12 protein-coding genes are annotated in these 19,061 nt (G+C 70.4%); 6 read left to right on the top strand and 6 right to left on the bottom strand.

What is annotated here, in order from left to right:
- Nucleotides 1-6: 6 nt before the first annotated feature.
- Entirely contained in the window at nt 7-7,839 is a 7,833-nt protein-coding gene (locus ACH35V_RS01590) for a SpvB/TcaC N-terminal domain-containing protein (RefSeq protein WP_395969675.1), read from the bottom strand.
- Nucleotides 7,840-8,310: 471 nt separating this feature from the next.
- Nucleotides 8,311-9,216, bottom strand: a complete 906-nt coding sequence (locus ACH35V_RS01585) for a LysR family transcriptional regulator (protein WP_395969674.1) — start codon at nt 9,214-9,216, stop codon at nt 8,311-8,313.
- 86 nt (nt 9,217-9,302) lie between these two features.
- Between ACH35V_RS01585 and ACH35V_RS01580 the strand changes: the two genes are divergently transcribed.
- Complete coding sequence (locus tag ACH35V_RS01580) at nt 9,303-9,749, top strand: ester cyclase (protein ID WP_395969673.1); 447 nt, start codon at nt 9,303-9,305, stop codon at nt 9,747-9,749.
- Nucleotides 9,750-9,773: 24 nt separating this feature from the next.
- Here the strand turns inward: ACH35V_RS01580 and ACH35V_RS01575 are convergent, their stop codons facing one another.
- A complete protein-coding gene (locus tag ACH35V_RS01575; protein WP_395969672.1) occupies nt 9,774-10,274 on the bottom strand; it encodes a MoaF C-terminal domain-containing protein in 501 nt (166 codons plus the stop codon).
- Between the two features lie 301 nt (nt 10,275-10,575).
- Complete coding sequence (locus ACH35V_RS01570) at nt 10,576-10,884, bottom strand: hypothetical protein (protein WP_395969671.1); 309 nt, start codon at nt 10,882-10,884, stop codon at nt 10,576-10,578.
- Between the two features lie 149 nt (nt 10,885-11,033).
- On the opposite strand from ACH35V_RS01570, the gene ACH35V_RS01565 reads away from it, so the two are divergent.
- Nucleotides 11,034-11,543 (top strand): pyridoxamine 5'-phosphate oxidase family protein, encoded by a 510-nt coding sequence (locus ACH35V_RS01565; protein ID WP_395969670.1) that lies wholly within the window; start codon nt 11,034-11,036, stop codon nt 11,541-11,543.
- 175 nt (nt 11,544-11,718) lie between these two features.
- Nucleotides 11,719-12,789: a cobalamin-independent methionine synthase II family protein gene (locus tag ACH35V_RS01560; protein ID WP_395969669.1), complete on the top strand. Its 1,071-nt coding sequence runs from the start codon at nt 11,719-11,721 to the stop codon at nt 12,787-12,789.
- A gap of 300 nt (nt 12,790-13,089) precedes the next feature.
- On the opposite strand, the gene ACH35V_RS01555 is transcribed toward ACH35V_RS01560, so the two are convergent.
- Nucleotides 13,090-14,310 carry a putative PEP-binding protein gene (locus ACH35V_RS01555; protein WP_395969668.1) on the bottom strand — a complete coding sequence of 407 codons (1,221 nt, stop codon included), beginning with the start codon at nt 14,308-14,310 and terminating at the stop codon, nt 13,090-13,092.
- 517 nt (nt 14,311-14,827) lie between these two features.
- Entirely contained in the window at nt 14,828-16,846 is a 2,019-nt protein-coding gene (locus ACH35V_RS01550; protein ID WP_395969667.1) for an FAD/NAD(P)-binding protein, read from the bottom strand.
- 257 nt (nt 16,847-17,103) lie between these two features.
- Between ACH35V_RS01550 and ACH35V_RS01545 the strand changes: the two genes are divergently transcribed.
- From ACH35V_RS01545 to ACH35V_RS01535, 3 genes are all read left to right on the top strand, one after another.
- Nucleotides 17,104-17,763 (top strand): VOC family protein, encoded by a 660-nt coding sequence (locus ACH35V_RS01545; RefSeq protein WP_395969666.1) that lies wholly within the window; start codon nt 17,104-17,106, stop codon nt 17,761-17,763.
- Nucleotides 17,764-17,839: 76 nt separating this feature from the next.
- Entirely contained in the window at nt 17,840-18,364 is a 525-nt protein-coding gene (locus ACH35V_RS01540; RefSeq protein ID WP_395971118.1) for a class I SAM-dependent methyltransferase, read from the top strand.
- Nucleotides 18,365-18,679: 315 nt separating this feature from the next.
- Nucleotides 18,680-19,045, top strand: a complete 366-nt coding sequence (locus ACH35V_RS01535) for an MmcQ/YjbR family DNA-binding protein (RefSeq protein WP_395969665.1) — start codon at nt 18,680-18,682, stop codon at nt 19,043-19,045.
- The last annotated feature ends 16 nt before the right edge of the window (nt 19,046-19,061 follow it).

The raw sequence follows: 19,061 nt of genomic DNA, 5'->3' as shown, positions 1-19,061 counted from the left end.
TTTCCCCTACTTCCAGTACGACTTGATGAATCCGCCGACCGCGCCCGCCGTGGCCCCCACGGCGGCGCCGACGGCGGTGCCCACGCCGGGCACGATGGAACCGACGACCGCGCCGATCGCGGCGCCCGTCGCGGCGCCCGCGAGGGTGCCGGCGGCGACGCCCGCCTCGCGGCTGCCGGTGGCCTCGGTGACGGCGCCCTCGACCTTCCCGCCGACGTAGCCGCCGGCGACGAGACCGCCCGCGGCGATGCCGGTGACCGGGTTCGCCGACAGGGCGAGCGCGCCGCTCGTCACGTTCACCGCCGCGTCGGCCTTCTCGGCGGTCGTCTGCGCGGTCGCGGCCTGGTGCACGCCCGCCGCCAGCGCCAGCGGCCCCGCGACACGTCCGACGACGCGCAGCGCCGGAGCCGCCGCCCGCAGCACCCGCGCCGCGCCGCTCGCGGCCTTGGACGCCCCACCGGCCACCTTCGACGCCGCCGTGGCCTTGCCCGCGACCCCGGCGCCGGTTTGCGCCGCCGCCTCGGCCGCCGGGGCCGCGGCCGCCGCGGTCTCGCCTGCGCCGGCCGCCGCCTGCGCCGCCTTCGCGGCGGGGGCCTCGACCTTGGCGGCGGTCTGGCCCGCCGCCTGCGCGGTCGCCCCCGCCCCGGTCTCCGCGGTGGCCGCGACGGGCACCGGGCCCGGCGCGGTCCGGCCGTTGACCGTCACCAGCTCGACGCCGTGGACGCCGTACTTCTGGTTGATCACACCGCCGCCGTACTTGATGTCGCCGATCTTCTCGGCGACCTGGGCGGTGAACTGCTCGCCGACCGCGAGCGACTTGCCTTCCTGGACGGCCACGAGGTCGAGGTTGTGCGCGCCCTTCGGCCCGCCGGGCCCGAGGCCGATCGCGGCGACCTCGCCGGCGACCACGCGGACCTCGGAGTAGACGCGCTCGACGCCGAGCAGCGGGGACTGGGCCGCCTTCAGCCGTCCGAGGACCTCGGTGGCCTTGGCATGGGCCGCGGTCCCGAACGGGCTCGCGCCACGCTTCGTGAAGTCCAGCGCGCGCTCCGCGCCGGTCTCGAATCCCGCCTGGTTGCGGACGAAGGTGAACAGGTCGTCGATGCTGTTGCCGCCGGGCGGCGTCCCCTGGCGGCCGGACGGGTCGGTCAGCCGAACCGGGTTGGCCGCGACGTAGACGTAGGGGGACGGCGAATCCTGCGTCCCGGCCGGGTCGGGGCTGACCCAGCGGGCGAGCCACGGCGCGTAGAACCGGGCGCCGTGGTACTGGAGGCCGCTTTCCCGGTCGCGTTCCCGTCCGGTGAACCGGTACCGCTTCGGGGCGGCCCGCGCGCCCTTGGACACGGTCTCGTACGCCGTGCTGCCGTACGGGTGGAACTCCTCCACGGTGAGGACGCGCCCCAGCTGATCGAGTTCCAGCGTCGGGGAGCCGAGATGGTCGTCGAGCTGGTGCCGGACGAGCAGTTCCGGCCCCCTGTCGTCGCCGCGGGTGCGCTTCTCGATGAGCGCGACGCGGCGGTCCTCGTCCAGGACGTGCAAGGTCGTCCGCTCCAGCGTCACCTCGCCGTCGGGCGCGTACTCGCGGAACACCTCGAACGGGCCGAGGTAGAGGCGCTCGCGGACCCGGATCCGCTCACCGTCGGGGCCTGGCCGGTCGGTGACCTTCCGCACCCGCGTTCCTGCGGAGTCGTAGGACGACCAGGTGGCCTCGGGCAGCGTTCCGTCCCTTGGCGGACGGTGCGCGGTGACGTGCAGGCGGTCTTCGGCGTCCCAGCTCAGGAAGGCGAGGCCGGGCAGCGTTGTGACATTGCCCTGCGGGTCGTGGTCGAGGCGCACCCCGTCGACGTCGCCGAGCCTGTTGCCCGTGACGCCGGGTTCGAGGAGGCTCTCCTGGTCGTAGCGGTAGGTCCGCGTCCAGCCGGGAGTGGCGGAGTCGGCGACCGCGTGCACGATCTGGAGGAGGTTCCCGACCGGGTCGTACTCGTACCGCTCGGTGTAGCGGCTCATCGCGCCGCCGTCGTGGGGGTGGAGCGGCGGCGGGCCGTTCCGGTGCGGGCCGGGCGGGCGGACGCCCCGCGGGCGGACGCCGTCGGCCTGCGCGAGGTGCTCGCGTCCGGTCGCCTCCGCGAGCCGGTACAGGGCGTCGTAGCGGTACCGCCCGCCCGGCCGGACGACCCGGTTGCGGAAGAACAGCGTCTGCTGCGACTCGTCGCGGATGGACGTCACGTTCCCGGACGGGTCGTACACGTGCCGCAGGTCCTGGAGCCGGTCGCCGTCCCGTTCGGTGACGACGCCGCGCAGGAGGAACGTGAACGGGTCGTAGGCGTAGCCGGTGCGCGCCCCGTTCCCGTGCTCGACGGCGATCCGCTGCCCGCGCGCGTTGTAGTCCATGCCGGTGACGACGGGGATGGGATCTTCTTCGCGGGCGGGCCGCGCGTCGAGTCGTTCGAGGAACCCCGCCGGGTTGTAGGACGCGGTGATCGTCCCGCCGTCCGGCGCGGTGATCCGTACCGGGCGGCCCTGCGCGTCGAACGCGACCCGTCCGGTGTACCGCTCGGGTTCGAGCTCGACCGGGCCCGCCCAGTCCGGCGCCTCGCGGAAGTCCCGGGCGAGTTGCCGGGTCGCTTCAGCGAGGTTGCCTTCGGGGTCGTAGCGGTCATGGGTGACGACGCCGGAACCGTCGAACGTCCGGTGGACCTGGGTGCGGAGGTTGCGGGCGGCGGCGTCCGGCACGCCCTCGCCGTACTCGACGCGCTGGTGCTCGCGCTCGCCGTCGATGCCGGGACCGGCCACGAACGACCGGACGGGACGGTGCAGCGCGTCGTACTCGGTGCGGAACACGAACCCGCGCGCCGTCCACGACGTGCAGGACGTCCCGAGGACGTCCCGCAGGACGAGCCCGGGCCCGCTGTCGATGCTCGCCCGCCGGATCAGCCCGCCCGCCATGTCGTAGCCGATCCGCTGGACCGCGCGGTCGAGCGGATCGCGGATCTCCCGGGGCCGGCCCTGGACGTCCAGCCGGACGAGCGTCCGGTGGTGGCGGTCGCCTCCCGCGGCGTCGGCACCCCGGTCGTGGCGGACGGTCAGGAACGAGCGGCCGAGCGAATCCGACCAGGCGCGGGCCGGGGTGCCGGCGTGGGCGAGGGTCTGCGCGGCGGCGCTCCGCTCATCCGCGCCGAGTTCGCCGGTGACGCGCACCTCGTACCAGGTCCGCCAGGGCGTTCCGGCGGCGGCGAGCCCGTCGAGGTAGCGGCCGACGAGACCGCGGACGTCGGGGTCGGCGTCCGGGCGGAGCGCGATCGTGTCGTTGGCGTCCCAGGTGGTGAGCCGCCACGGATCGAAGACGACCTTGCCGTAGCCGCCGTCGGGACGCAGCGTCGCCACGGCCCTGCCGACCGGGTCGTAGAACACGACGGCGCTCACCCCGGCGACGCGGGCGAACTCGAACTCGTGGGTGGCGCTGAAGAACGGCTCGTAGCGGCGGACGGGGAGGCCCTTGTTGTTGTAGATCGTCCATCCGGTGCCGCTCCAGCGGGGACGGCCGTCCGCGTCCGGCTCGGCCTGGGCCTTGTGCTGCGCCTCCCGTCCGGCGCCGTCGGAGTAGGTGATCAGCTGCTGGAGGGCGGGAGGCCGGCCGGGAGGCCCGCCCGGAGGCCCGCCGGGCGTTGCGCCAGGGGGCTCGCCGGGCGGATGCGCGGCGACGTGGTCGATGCGGCTCAGGAGCGCCGTCGCGGGTGGACGGGACTCCGCATTTGCTTGCCCGCGCGAGCGGTAATACGCGTTCGGGTCGTAGAGGGCGCGGCTGGTCGCGCGTCCGAGCAGCCGTTGCGCGAGGCCGGGCTGGTGCGGGTCGGCGAAGTAGGCGAGCAGGTCGGCGTCGCTGGGGTCGGGGTCGAGCCCCTCGACGGTGTCGCCGAGATCGTCGCGGGCGTCGCCCGGCTTGCCGCGGACGGCGGTGGCGGTGAGACGTCCGAGCGCGTCGTAGGCGGCCTCGGTCAGGTTGCCGTTGGCGTCGCAGGTGACCTTGGGCTGGAGCACCCGGTAGTCGTAGCCGCCCGGCAGGACGCGGCCGTAGTCACCGTCCCGCTCCGGCCGCGGCTCCGGCTCCGGCTCCCGATCCCGCTCCCGCCTTCCGACGCTGACGACGTTGCCGACCGCGTCCGTGGACGAGACGACGAGCAGGTCGTACCGGTCGTACTGGAGCCGGGTCGTGGCGCCGAACGGGTCGACGAAGGCGTGCGGAAGGTAGAAGCGTGCGGCGGGCGGGCTTCCGTCGTCGGGTGTGAAAAGGACCCGTCCGGACGGCGCCCACCAGGCTCCCTCCTCCCGCACATACCCGGCCTCCATGAGCCTGGCCGCGTCCACACGGTCGCCGTATTCGGCGTCGAGGAGATCGTCGGTGAGCACCTGCCGGACGGTCTCGTACGGCAGCGCGAGCGGTTCGAGCACACCGAACGGCAGCGGACCGCTCAGGTCATCACGCCAGAACACCGACCGCTGCCGCTCCAGCAACCGCCGCGCCGGACCGCCTGCGCCGTCGTCCCGGTCGTCCCACGCGGTGACGGGCAGGTCGGCGGTGACGCGGTCGAGCGCGTCCCGCAACTCGCCCTCACCGAACCCTCCGCCGGACGCCTCGCCGGACGGACGGAGCCCGAGCCCGACGACCTCGGTGATTCGTTTTTCGCAAGGCAGCGGCGTCCGGTAGTCGGCGTCGGCGTTGGCGTCGATCGCGTGCGTGTACCGGTTCTCGGTGACCAGAACGCGGATGCGCGCCTGCTCGGCGCGGTCGGCGTCCGTGAGCACGGGGTCGGGATCGGGGTGCCGCCGCCCATACGCCACCTCGACCGAGCGCAGCACGTCGCCATACTCGTTCACGTCGAGGACGAACTCGTCCCGGACGCGGGGATCGGCGACCTCGCGACCGTCCACCACATACCTGGCCCGCTCGTGCTGCTCCTCATGGGAACCGATCTGGTAGGACGTGAAGACGGCGGGACGATAGCCGTCCTCGCGCAGGGATCCGTGCCCGGACTGCCGCAACTCGACCGTGTACGCGTGCTCGGCGACGGTGTAGGGGCGCGCGCTCTGGGGTGTGCCGTCGAGGCCGTACGTCTCCTGGCGGAGCAGGCGTCCGCGGAGCACTCGCGCGGCCTGCCGCTCCTCGTCCGGGGTCAGCTCCGCCGGAACAGGCGTGCCTCCCGGCTCACGCGCCAGAACCCGCGCCGGCTGCCCTGGCTCCCCGGTGTGGAACCACGAACGGATGAGGACGGGGGCGAGGAACGCCGCCGGATCCCGATTGGTCGCGTCCGCATGGCGCTCCCCGGACGGGTTCAGCGCGCCGATCTCCTCCGTGTCCCACTGCTCGACCATGCCGAACCCGCCGAATTCACGCTCGACGCCGTCGAAATGGCCGTCGTGGTAGGCGTACCGGGTGGTGAACACGTTCCGGGACACGGCGTCGCGCGTCTCAACCCGCTCCACGACATGGACCGGGAAAGGAACCCTCGTCGGCCACGGACGGCCCGCCGCGCGGTCAGCCGCATAGAACGCGGTCGACGTCGAGTACCCGACCGACGTCTCCAACCCGAGGTTGTTGCGCATTCCAGTGAGCAGGTAGGGCTTGCCCGCGCGCATCAGCTCGACGTACCGCAGCGGCGAGGACGCATCGCCAGGCAGAGGCGATGACCAGACCAGGCACAGCGTCCCGGTGCCGAGCAGGTCGATGGCGCTCACCTGGACCGCCGAGTCGATGCGCGGGAACCGGACGTCCAGCTCCCCGGCCGCCGACCAGCCGTTGCCGGACTGGTTGGCGTACATGTGGACGCCGTCCGCACCCAGGTAGATCAGGTCGCTCGCGCCCGACCCGTCCACGTCGGCGAGGATCACCCGCCGGGCGTTGAACTCGTCGGGATCGGCAGGCCGGGGGGCGCCGTCCATCACGATCCGGTGCCCGAAGCGTCCGTGCCCAAGGCTCGGCCAGTAACTGACCTCTCCCAGCCGCACCCGAACCAGGTCGGCCAGCCCATCGCCCGTCATGTCGGCGAACTGGACGGTCTCGGCAACGTCGCCTGAACGAACCCACGCGTCGGCGTCAGCGGCCGCACGCGGAGGCGGGGTGGTGCGGCCGGGCTCGTCGAAACCGTCCTCGCCCAGCGACCTGTACCAGGTGAGGTCGTCGTCGCCGAGGACGAGGACGTCGGCGCGGCCGTCGCCGCTGAGGTCGACCAGCCGGGTCCTCGCGTCCTGCCAGTCCAGGACGGGACGCGAGCCGAACGGCCGCCATTCCGTCCAGGCGCCGTCCGCGCGCTCGCTGAACCCCGGGACCGGCCCGTCGAAGGCGACCAGGTCGAGATTGCCGTCCCCGTCGAGGTCGAGGAGTTCCCACCGTCCGCCGCTCAGCCCGGACGGCACGGGCCGCGTCCCGACCACGCGCATCGGCCCGAACCGGCCGGACGCGAGGTTGGCCTTGTAGAACATGGCCCCGGCCTGCTCGGTCAGGATGCCCGGCAGCCCTTCGCCGTCGAGGTCGGCCCAGCGGTAGGCCGGGGAGGTGAGCCCCGCGGGCAGGTTCTCGGCGGACGCGTCGTCCAGCCGGCGCACCTCATGCCCGAACTCAGCGGCCGCGTACGTGAACTCGACCGGCGGCATGGCGCGCGACACCAGCGACCCGTCATCCCCGCGCCGGAACCCGCGACGCGTCACCGACGCCAGGGCGGCCAGCCCGGACGGCCGCTGCACGTCATAAGCGAGGTCCAGCGACTGGACGAGGCAGTCGGCGCCGGTTCCGGGCTCGTCCGGGAAGTGGTGCAGCAGCAAGATGCGCCGGCAGAGCCGGTACGTGCGGACCTCGAACCCGGACCGGTAGGACGAGAACGGGTCGGAGCGGCACGTCCAGGAACGTTCCTCCGCGCCGCCGGCGCCGTGCTCCCCGTAGTCGAGGACGATCTCGAACATCCAGTCGGTGGGAGGCGGGCCGAAGGGCGGGCCCGCGCCGTCCACCGACAGCGGCGTCACGTTGCCGTACCGGACGCGCTTCAGGTGGCGGGCCGCGGTTCGGGCGCCTGGTTCGCGGCCGTGCTCGTGGGGCGCGGTCAGGTCGGCGCCGGCCGCGTCCTCCGCCTTGTACTCGTAGCGGATCGCGTTGCCGTGGCCGTCGACGCTCACACAGGCCAGCCAGGTGAAGACGCGGGTGGGCTCGGACGGGTCGGCGATCCGCTCACCGGCCGTCCCACCGAAGAAAGTGGTGACGTTGTCACGGCTGGTAACCCGCCAGTGCGCGCCGCCGCCGGATTCGCCCGCCTCGTCCGTCCAGCGCTCGATGCGGGAGAACGCGGAGTCGTTCCTCGGCCGATACCGGCGGACAGCGTAACGGCGGTCGGCGCACCGCACCCGCCGCGTGCCGCCGACCGGGACGAGGTCGTCGCCGCCGAGAAGCTGGAAGGTGTCCTCGTCGGCGGGCGACCCGGCGTCGCGGTAGCGGGGGACGCCCCGGTCGGTCCGCCGGGTGATCGCGGGGACGTCGAGGTGCCAGCCGAGCCCGAAGACGCCGCCGCCCGTCCCCGAGTCATAAACGAGCGCCATCGACGGCGCGAATCCCCTGCGCGCAGGGCTGGCCGGGATCGGCACGGTCAGCGTGCCGATCCCGTTGGCGGGGTTGGCGGCGAAGGTCTCGCCGATGTCGCGGATCGCCCCGCCGCCCTTCGGCATGGAGATCACCGGAGCCCGCGGCGGCCCGGGCCGGTCGGACGCCTCATCCGGCGCGGCGGCGGCAACGCCGAACCCGTCCGCACCGAACCCGCTCGGCTCGCCCCCGTTCGGACTTGCCTGCCATGGCATCATCGCCGCCCCCGTGGACAGGCGCCGCACCGCGGCCTATTCGCAGGCCGTGACGACGCACTTTTGACCAGCTGCAAAACAGCTAAGCAGAGACCTTGTAAGTTGTCGCCGCCTCCCCTCGAAACGACGGCGGCCGAATATGGCCATTAACCAATGAAGATCGAGAGAGACAAAAGCGAAAAACCGCGCAAATCCTTCCACCGCTAAACCGGGATGAATCAAGAGAAGCCCGAGGTCAGAGCCCGATCAACACACACCGCAACGCGACCAAAATGAACAAAACCAGCGGCACTGGGAATGTGATCTAGAGCATCTGCCAGTACGTCGCGAGTGCATTTGCATTGGACGATGCAAAATCGTCGCCGCGACCGTCCAAGACCATCGCTAGAAGTATTTGCGCATGCTCGCCGTCCGGCAAATGACCTTGAATCCGCAGCCGAACAGAAAGCCGCAACGACTGCATCGATCAGGCGTTCAGGCGTTGCGGAGACGGGCGGCCTGATCCTGCAGAGCCGTGATCATCGCCTGCGCTTGGGCGGACGGACGGGGCGAGGTCACGGCGACGGTCGCGCGGCCTGTCCAGTGGCTGTCGGTGACGGCCACGGCCCGCAGGCCCGCAGGCAGGGCCGGCAGAGCCTGGACGGGTATGACCGTGATCCCGAGCCCGGCCGCGACCAGACCAAGACGCGTAGACCAGCTGCGCGCGGTGTGCGCGATACGTGGATCGGACAAGGTCGGCCAGGCCCCGAACTGCGGCTCGCTCGACGCCCCGTCCCCGGCGATCCAGTCCTCCTGGGCGAGGTCCGCCACAGTCACAGCCGCGTGACGCGCGAACCGGTGCGTCTCCGGGACCGCCACCAGCAGCTCACCTTGGAGCACAGTCGTCTGCCGGAGTCCGCTCAGGTCGTAGTCCGGCAGGCCGTGGCCGACCCCGATGACCGCCACCTCCAACCGGCCCGTCCGCAACCGGCGGAGCAGGGCGGGCGTCGCGGCCTCGTCCAGCATCACGGCGAGACCCGGATGGCCGGACGTCACCTGCGCGATCGCTCGCGGCACCAACGCCATCGCCGCCGTGGGGTATGCGCCGACGGTGAGGCGTCCCGCGAGCCGGTCACGCAGGCCGGCGAGTTCCAGCTCCGTCGCCGCCAGATCGGCGAGGACCTCCGTCGCCCGCCGGACGAGCACCTGGCCCGCCGGGGTGAGCGCCACGCCCCGCCGGCTGCGGTCGAAGATCGGAGCTCCGGCCGCCGCCTCCATCGCGGCGACCTGGCGGGAGACGGCCGACTGCGTGTAGCCGAGCGTCTCGGCGGCCCGAGTGAACGATCCCGAGGCGGCGACCTGGTGAACGACGCGAAGCCCAGTGAGAGTGAACTCGGCCATGCCCGGACCCTAGCATGCGTTTTCCTCATGAAAACGGTGCCAAACCATCGTTGGACAGCATGGATATACGAAGGCAGGCTGGAGCCATGACGCAGCAACTCACCAGGGACGAACTCGTGGCACGCCTGATCCGCGCCGGCGAACTAGAGGTATCGGGCGACGATCCAGCCGAGGCCGCGACCTACTTCGACACGGAGAAGTTCCGCTTCCACGGACCGGACGGCTTCGAGTCCGACTTCGACGGCCTCAACGCCTACTTCGCGGCGGTGCGCGACGCCTTCGACGACCGGTCGATCCGTCGCGGCATCATGGTGGCGGAAGGCGACTACCTGGCCTGCCAGACCTGGATCGAAGGCACCTTCGTCCGCGAGTTCACCCAGTCACCGTCCGGCCCCCTGCCCCCCAACGGCGAACGCGTCGTCTTCGACCTGATCAACATCTTCCGCTTCGACAACGAGGGCCGCCTAGCCGAGGAATGGGTCCGCACCGACAACCGAGCCCTCCTACGCCAACTAACCGCCAAACCGTCCTGACCACCCCCCTCAGACAGAAGGTGTTCAGGACGGGCGGGCGGGCTCGCGAGCGAGTGCGGCGATGAGCCCCTGGGGGTCTTCGAGGATCTCGATCGTGGCCTGGTCGACGAGGAAGTATTGGCCGCCGTCCTCGCGAGGGTTGGTGTAGGCGGCGGTCGCGACCAGCCGGTGGAAGTCCGCCACGACCGCGATCGGGTAGCCCTGGTCGAAGACCTCGCCGTGCGCGGCCGTGGCGACCGTCCCGGCCTCGTACCAGGTGATGAAGTACTGCGCCGGCGCGGTCTTGAAGACGCGCAGCGTCTTTTCCGTCTGCTGCACACCGGTGAAGTCGCCGGACATGCCGGTCCACACCATGGTCGACTCGTCCGCGTAGTGCTGTTGCAGCACGTTGCCGGATCCGTAGTGGAAGTTGGCGCGCACGCCGACGAGGTCATGGCTGACGGGATGAGTGCCGGGCACGGGGAAGAAGCGCATGTCGAGCGCCATGCGGGTGACCTCCTTGAGGCGGATCGGGGTAGCGGTCACGGGACGTGGCTCGCGCCCAGGACCTTGTCCTCCGGTGCGATGACGACCATATCGTTTGCTACCAAACAATATGGTCGTCCAGCGTATCGGCGCCAGACCGGGTCAGCGAGAAATGCCGGCCCGGGTGCGCCCGAGGAGGAGTGACGATCCACCCGGCCAGCCGCATGGCGCGGGGGCTCGATGCGCCATGCGGCCGTCCAGCACAATCTCCGGGTACGCCCACCCGGGCCCTGCCATCGATAGAACCAAGTCGTGGCAGAGGCCCGCGGGCGACCATCGGAGATTGGCCGGCCGGGGTGGGTCAGCGGACCTCGACGAAGGTGTTGGTGACCCGGTCTTGGGGGCAGTATGTGCTGGACGTTTCGCCGACTGGCTTCCACGGCCCGTAGCCGATGATGGTCCCGACGCCCGGAATGTGATGGGTGTAGAAGCAGACGATCCGGTGCTCTCCCGTGCCGCCGATGCAGGAGCTGAACGCAGTGCTGAGGTTGCGGCCGACGCTGCACTGCGACGGGATGGCCGCGGCGGGCCCCGCCATCGCCGGGACGGCCGTCAACGCACCAAGGGCGACAACCGAGGTGGCGGCGGCTTTGCGCGAGAAGAACTTCACAGATCCTCCTTGACATGCATGAGGGGTTGCTCGCTCACCATTCGTCCGAGACGGCTCTGCGGATGTCGACTCGCCCAATCGGTTCGGCGTCCTTGTCGGTGCCCGGGCTTACCGTGTGTCCAGGTGTTCCGGAAATCGAAGGAGCGGTTATGGCGGAGTCGGAGCCGGTCGCCGAGCAATTGTCCAGCCCCGGCGGCAGTCCGCTGACGTCTCTCACCTGGAGCGACGCACGAGCACGGATAGCCGGAGGCGATGACTATCTGGTGGCGACGTCCGGCCCGAACGGGCGCGTGCACGTCGTCCCGGTCCTAGCGGTCTGGCTGGACGGCACTCTTTGCTTCAACACCCACCGAGCGGCCCGCAAGGCCCGCTACCTCGCGCACAACGACAGTTGCGCCGTCACTGTGCCAGCTCAGGACGTCGACCTGGTAATCGAAGGAACCGCGCACGTCATCCGAGACTCCGACCGGCTGCAACAGGTCGCAGACCTATTCCCCACCAAATACCCGTGGTGGCACCCATTCGTCCAGGACGGAAAGTTCTACGCCCCCGACGACACCGCCCTGGCCGACCCCCGGCACGTTTTCGCCGTCGAGCCAACGGTGGTCTTCGCCTTCGGCAAGGAAAAAGGCTTCACCGCAACCCGCTGGCGTTTCTAGCTCACTTCTAGCTTGCCTTTAGTCTGCCTCTAGTTCGCTTCCAGTTCGCTTCTAGCCGCCAGTCCTCCCGCCACAGCCCGTTGACCATGATGGTTACAGCGGTGACCAATATTGGTCACCAAACGATTACCAATAGTGATTGATGATCTTGATGGGGGATGCGTACGCTCGCGGCATGGCGATTCCGACCGAACCGATCGGTAGCATTCCCAGGCCGTCCCAACTGCTGACCATGATGAGCGCGTACGCGTCCGGGGAGGTGAGCGATGCCGAGCTGGCCGACGCGCATGACGTGGCGGTGGCCGATACCGTCCGGCGGCTTGAGGCGGTGGGTTCGCCGGTCGTGACGGATGGCGAGCAGTCCAAGCCCAGCTTCGCCACCTATCCGATCGCCGGGCTCGCCGGTCTGGCGCCCGACGGCGTGGTCATTCCGTTCGCGGATGGGCACCAGCGGCAATTGCCCGTCCTGACCAAGGGGCCGTTCCGGTACCAGGCGCGTGCCGCTCAGTACTTCACGGCTGCGGCGCCACATGCGACGGTGCCCGTCAAGCAGGCCGTGATCGCGCCGTCCGCCCTCAGCCTGCTCTACCCGCAGGCGGGCATCGCCGGGTACTCGCGCGAGCAGTTCCTGGCGGATCTGGCAGACGAGGCCGAGGCCGACATCCGGGGGCCGCTGGAGGCCGGGGCGCATGTGGTCCAGCTCGACTTCACCGAGGGACGGCTTTCGCTGAAGCTCGATCCGAGCGGTGGCGTGCTGGACGACTTCATCGCGCTCAACAACCGCGTCCTGGAGCGCTTCACCGACGACGAACGCGCCCGGATCGGCGTGCACACCTGTCCGGGCGGCGACCAGGACTCCACCCACAGCCTGGACGTCGACTACGCCGACCTGCTGCCCAAACTCTTCCGCCTCAAGGCCGGCAACTTCTACGTCCAGCTAGCGAGCGAGGCCGATCCGGAGAGGGTCCTGAGCGCCATCGCGGAGCACCTGCCCGCCGACACCCGGGTCTTCGTCGGGGTCACCGACCCGATCGACCCGCGCGTGGAGACGGCCGAGGAAGTCCGCGACCGGGTGCTGACCGCGGCCCGTCACCTGCCGGTCGACCGCCTGGGGACGTGCGACGACTGCGGCTTCTCACCCTTCGCCGACGACACGTCCACCTCCCGCGAGATCGCCTTCGCCAAGATCGCCGCACGGGTCGAGGGCACCGCCCTAGCCGCGAAACAACTCGGCCTAGCGCCCTAGACGTAGTGCGCCTGGCGTAGTGCGCCACCTGCGATGCGCCAGGCGCGGGGCGCCCCAGTGCGCGGTGCGCCAGGCGTGGTGTACCACCTGCGATGCGCCAGACGCGGTGCGCCACCTGCGGTGCGCCCAGGGCGCGGTGCGCCAGACGCGGTACGCCACCTGCAGTGTGCCAGGCGTGGCGCGCCAGGGCGCGGTGCGCGCAAGGCGTGAAGCGCCACGTGCGGTGCGCTAGGGCCTGGCGTGCCACGGGCGGTGCCACGGGCGTGGTGCGCCAGGCGGGGGGACGCCAGGCGGGGGGCGCTAGGCCGCTGAGCGGGTGGCGAGTCGTAGCAGTTCGGCGGTGCACATCATGAGTCTGCGCGCTGGAAGGTGCCGCACGTAGTGGTCCAGGTCGGCGCCCAGGGCGAACACGTGTACCGGAACCCCGGCGTCTCGGCCGGACTCGACGGCCTCGCGCAGGGCCGCCAGGACGGCCGGATGCCGGGTCTGGTACGTGGAGGAGACCAAATGGTTGCCCCGGTCGGCGGCCAGATAGAACTGGATCAGGTCCTTGGTGCCGACGAACAATTCACTGGCCCCGGCGGCGCAGAAAGCGGCCGCTGAATGGACGGCGGCCGGCGTCTCGACGAAAACTCCGAGCAGCGTTTCGTCGTTCAAGTCGAGGTGCCGCCGCAGCCGCAGGAACTCGTCCCGGTCGTTGATGAACGGGACGGCGAAACTCAGTAATCGGTGCGCGTCCGGGCCGAGGCGCTCCCGTACGTGGGCGCGAAGGGCCCGGAAGGCATGCGGGTAATGGCGTTCGTGCAGCAGCCATCTGGCGCCGTGGAGGCCGAGTTCGGGGTTCGGCTCGTCCTCCACGTGAGCGCCGGTCGTGATCTGCGCGGCGTCGTCCGAGCGGAGGTCGAGCAATCGCATGATCAGGCGCTGGCCGGGGAGGAGTTCGTCCACCATCGAGCACAGTTCCGAGGCAACCGCGGCGCCGTAGCGTTCGGCCTCGGCGGGTCCCGCTCGAAGTGAGTCGATCGGGCTCAGGGCGGCGGCGAAGCAGACGAACTCCTCGCGGATGAAATACGAGTTCGCATGCTCGACGCGCGGTGCGAGGGTGTTCGCGGATCGGATGTCCGTGGCGTCGGCGATGACCACGCAGATCGACTCAATGTCGCCGAATGCGGCGGCCCGGAGTTCCACCGGGTGCGTCGCGGGAACAGCATCGCCGAGGACGACCGACTCGCGGTCGAGCAGAACGGTGACCTCGCCCGCGAGCGCGTCCAGATCGGACGGATCGATCCGGAGGACGGGGATTCCGCGCGACCGGCAAAGGGACTGCATATGGCCCGTCCGCCCGCCTCTCGCGCAGATCACCGCGGAACACGTGACGATTGTCTCGTAGAGTTCAGGGCTGAGCCTGTCGACCACCAGAATAGTGCCATCGATCGGCTTGCCGTTACGATTGCACGACCCGCGAATGCATCGTTTATCTGAGTCGACGAGCAAGACCGCTGGTATTTCCCGAGGGCTCACGGACGTCCTTCCTCACCAGTTTCCGGTCGACCTCACAGGGAGCGACGCGCCTCGACCTGGTCAGCGGGCCACCGCAGGTTCGGGCTGCCTTTGGAGGCGGAACCCGCGGTGGTCCCCGTCCGGGCAGGGCACATGATCAGAGGCTGCCAGCCACCGAGAACGCCGGGCACCTTCTCAAGTGCCAAGCTGGCTCCAATTAGCCCAACCCCGAGGGCCGAGGGCGACGAAACCAACGCCGGATCCGAGACCGTGCCCGAGGACGGGCCCTCCCGGCCGCCGACCCGGCCCCTGCCCGGCCTCGCCGGATCGCCGGATCGCCGGATCGCTTCCGCATGATCACGACCGTGCTCGGCCCCGGCGCAATCGCGATCAGCGCGGCCGATGCGGCTCCGACAGCCCGACGGCCGAGGCGGCCCGGCCGCTCCAGGGGCTCCGGTGACTCCAGCGGCTCCGCCGAGCCTTGCCGCTCAGGCGACTCCAGCGGCTTCGGTGGGTCTTGCGGCTGAGGCGACGCCGGCTACTTCGGCGGCGCCGGTTCATCGAGGCCGAGCCGGTCACGGAGATCGCGGGGCGTAACGGACAGGTCGTTGAGTTTTGTCATGGCGGCCCTGTTGACGGCGAACCGCAGCGCAGCGTCCGATATAGGAGCCTTGCCGCGGACGGCTTCAAGGCTCTCTTCGAGCCGGGCCGTTATCGCCTCGCGGTCGTCACGACGCCGGGCTGCCATTCGGTGCACGTCCAGCATGACCGACCGGTCAAACGCCTCCCGCCCCTCCGCGTCCGTCATGGAAACGGCCACGTCGCCGGCCTGCTCGTCGTAGCAGGATTCGAGCCGGTGCAGCACGGTCGCGGCGACGCCGACCGAATGGTTCTTGATCGCGGCGAGGTTGAACGCGAACGCGCCCAGCCGGCCGTACCGGACGATCTCATCGCCCTCCCGGGGGCCGCCGACCACGGAGATCGGAGCCGAGCGGGCCCCGGACGGTCCGAGGAGGACGCCGTGGACGTCCACCTCGACACCGCGTCCGGTGCGCCGGTGCCGCACGGCGATCTTCTTCTGGAGCAGGTTCGTCCAGAGCGCCGAACCGGCTCGCGCGTAGTCCGGCTCCCGCCCGAAGTTCGAGATCACCAGGTCCGCTTCGATCGTCCGCGCCGCCTCCGACCCGGACACCGACAGCTCCAGGGTGCCGGACGCGGTGCCGACGATCTTGTCGATCTTCCCGGTGGTGAGGACGAGCTGCCCGCCGTCCGCCATCGCGGCCTCGACGAACTCGGTGATGTGGCCGACGGCGCCCACCCGCAGCGTGGCCAGCAGGCTCCCGTAGCCGTCGAGGAGCGCGCAGAGGTCGGACGTCGGGACACGTGCCAGGACGTCCGGCAGATGCGGTTCCCAGGACTTTGCGACTCGTTCCGTCACCACCGCGTGCGGCATGGCTGGATGTTCTCGGGCGACGGTGGCGCATGCCTGTTCCCACTCGTCCTTGAAACGCCGGACGAGTTCGTCGCGGCTCTCATAGCCGCCGGGGATCAGCCGTGGGGGCGGGAGGCTGATGACGCGGTGCCGGTGATCCGGAGGGTAGGTGCGGAGCGTGAGGCCCGAACGCGAGATCATGTGGATCGGCCCGCTGTGTCCGCGGCGCAGGAGGAGCGAGGCCGAGTCGTACGCGCTCAGCAACGTGCCGACGATGGCGACAACGCCGTCCTGCCGGAGGCCGAGGATCCGCTCGATCCCCTCCTCGGAGTAGGGGTGCCGGACGAACGAGGGGTGGTGTGCCACCTCAGCCGCGAACGGAAGGTCCCGTTCTTCGAGACCCGTGGCGAGAACGACATGGTCGGCTTGAAGCACCACCCGCCCCGACCCATCAGCGGTGACCACGTCGGCGAGTCCGGTCCCTCCGGTAACGACCCCGGTGGCGGCAGCCTCGCCAGCGGCGATCGCGGCCCCAGTGACAGCGGTTTCGCTGGCGGCGGTCTTGGTGTCGGTGTCGGGGGCGGTGGTTTGGCCGCAGACGGTTTTGGTTTTGGCGGCGGGTTTGGAGGTTGGGGGGGTTTGCGGTGGGGAGCAGTTTTTGATGGTGACGCGGGCGCGGTGGCCGGTGTCGAGTGCGATGTCGACCACTTCGCCGTTGGCTTCTAGCAGCGTCACGCCGTCCGAAGCCTCGCGGGCGGCGTCGGCGAGGCGGGCGGCGAGGTAGTCGGCGTAGATCCGGCGGGGGGCGGGTCCGGACTCGGTGAAGGTGAAAGCACTCCATTCCGCGGGCCAGCCGGTCCGGTCGGCCTCATTGTTGGCCCAGGACACGAAGTCGTCGACGTCCTCCCGGAACATCGACATGCGGCCGGCTTGGATGTTGAAGACGTGGTTCCAGTGATTGCCCGCCCGGTGATAGGCCACGCCCGCGCTCCGATATTCGGGACGCCGCTCGATCACCACCACCTGTAAAGGTTCCCGGGCGAACTGTAAGAGGCGGATGGCGGTGGCCGTGCCGCCCAGGCCGGCTCCGACAATGACTACCCTTCGGGGCCCTGAAAAGCCCACCGTGGCTACTCCCCCATGCGCCGGACGGTCCACGACAAGGTCTACCGCCGCCCGAGCGTATCCGGGAACACCGTTCGGCTCAACGGCACAACGGCTCTACGAACAGGCGACGCGGGATCCGGTTCGGGAATGTGACGAATCGTTCCGCGGACGTTAGTCAAGGGGATATCCAGACAGGCCATTTCGTCTACTACGGCTCCTGTCCGCGTCCGGGAAAGCGGTCTGGTGGCGGAAAAGTGTCGTCTTGTGGACGTGGCGTGCCCGAGCGGCTGCTGAGACCGTGGTCAGCCTGGCTGGACGGAGCCGAACGAACACAGGAGGTCGCGGTGCAGCGGAGGTCGGCAGGGGCGCGGGTTCGACGGTTGCGGGCGCGGCGCGCGCTCACCCAGGAGCAACTGGCCGAGGCGGCCGGGGTGGCCATCCGCACCGTGCAGCGCGCGGAGGACGGGTCGATGTCGGCCGAGACGACGGCGGCCCTGGCCGCCGCGCTGGAGGTGCCGGTCGAGACGCTCACCGCCGCCTCGGAAAGCGGCGACTACCCGCAGATCACGCCGATGGTGTACTACGCCGACGTCCGCAGCCTGGACTGGCTGGTGAAGGTGTTCGGTCTGACCGAGCGGACGCGGTACGTCGCGCCGGACGGGCGGATCCAGCACGCCGAGCTGTGCCTGGGCGAGGGGGTCATCATGGCGATCGGCCCGTCCGAGGCGGGCGGCTCGACGACGCCCGCGGCGCTGGGCGGCGCGTCCACGCAAAGCCTGTACGTGATGGTCGACGACGTCGACGCGCACTGCGAACACGCCCGCCAGCACGGCGCCGAGATCATCACCGGGCCGGAGAACGCACACGGACACCGCCGCTACCTGACCGCCGACCCAGAAGGCCACCACTGGCAGTTCTGGACCGTCCTGCCATGACCCGCGCAGGCATGGGCCCCGGCCAGCGAAAGATCCTCGACATCTCCTACACCGCCGCCAAAGGCGATCAGACCAACTGCTCACCGCGCTAGCCGAGACGACACCGGAACCTGGCCGGCTCCTGGACGTCGGGTGCGGCTCTGGCAACTTCGCCGAATATCTGGCGGGGCTGGGTTTCCAGGTCACCGCTATCGATCTGCATTCTGAGGCGATCAGCATGGCGCGGGCCAGATCGGCCGGGTCGCGGACGCCTTTCACCGTCGTGCAAGGCGATGTGCTGGTCCTGCGCCCGGACGAGCCGTTCGACGTCGTATTCGACTCAGGCTGCCTGCACAATATGAATCGTTCCGGGCTGAGGACTTACCGCGCCCGGCTGATCGAGTCGTGGCTGCGTCCCGGCGGCGAATTCCTGCTGGAGCACTGGACCAAACGGCATCCGATGGACTGGCGACCAATCGGTCCGCGCCGCCGGTCCGGATTGGCCGAGTTCTTCTCTCCTGAGCTGAAATTGGTGGACGCATATCCCAACGACCTGGTCGTCCCTCTACCACTAGGCCCCCGGGTAGCCGCAACGCTCTATCGCTTCCGCCGCACCAGATGAACGGGCCCGGCCCCCTGGCCGCCCGCTCCCGCCGCCCCCGCCCGCCGACCGCCCCGGCCCGGCCCTGGGAGCCGCTTGATGAAACCCCTCGGCAGCGATGGACGCCTCCCCGCGTGTCGGTACATCGACGACCGCGCGTCCGCCGAGGCGCTCATTACTCGGCGGGACGGGCTGTCGATGACCGCCTACAACAGCCGGTCGATCGCCACGGGCGCTGTCCTGTGCCGCGGCGGGGCTTTGCGGTGGACCGCGGCTTTCCGGGCTTCCCCTTCCCGATGGCTTGAACTGTCAGACGCCGCTGGTAGACCTGGTGGGGTGACTGTCGAGGAGTTCTTGGACGTCGTCCTCGGGCTGCCGGAGGTGGCCCAGAACGACGGACATCCGGAGCTGACCGGATTCCGCGTGCGCGGGAAGGGCTTCTGCTACCTGAACGAGGCCGACGAGACCATCATGCTCAAGGCCACGCGCGAAGAGCAGGAGGCCCTCGTCGCCGAAGCCCCGGAGGTCTATTCGCCGTCCTGGGCAGGTGGACGTTTCGCCTGGGTCGAGATCAAGCTCGCGATGGTCGACCCCGTCGAGCTGGCCGAACTCGTCACCGAGGGTTGGCGGCTGTCGGCGCCAAAACGCCTTGCCGGCACTATCCAGCCACAGCGCCCGCCCGCGCCGCCCGATCATCCGTAGACAAGCCGGCGACGTC

Origin of the sequence: Actinomadura sp. 1N219 (assembly GCF_044326405.1) — a bacterium.
Lineage (GTDB): Bacteria > Actinomycetota > Actinomycetes > Streptosporangiales > Streptosporangiaceae > Spirillospora.
The sequence above is the reverse complement of the archived record's forward strand: the minus strand, read 5'-3'. Positions and strand labels throughout refer to the sequence as shown.

Coding starts and splice junctions, on each gene's coding strand:
- ACH35V_RS01585 (WP_395969674.1), bottom strand. CDS start 9,216: ATGGCCGAGTTCACTCTCACTGGGCTTCGCGTCGTTCACCAGGTCGCC.
- ACH35V_RS01560 (WP_395969669.1), top strand. CDS start 11,719: ATGGCGATTCCGACCGAACCGATCGGTAGCATTCCCAGGCCGTCCCAA.
- ACH35V_RS01565 (WP_395969670.1), top strand. CDS start 11,034: ATGGCGGAGTCGGAGCCGGTCGCCGAGCAATTGTCCAGCCCCGGCGGC.
- ACH35V_RS01580 (WP_395969673.1), top strand. CDS start 9,303: ATGACGCAGCAACTCACCAGGGACGAACTCGTGGCACGCCTGATCCGC.
- ACH35V_RS01590 (WP_395969675.1), bottom strand. CDS start 7,839: ATGATGCCATGGCAGGCAAGTCCGAACGGGGGCGAGCCGAGCGGGTTC.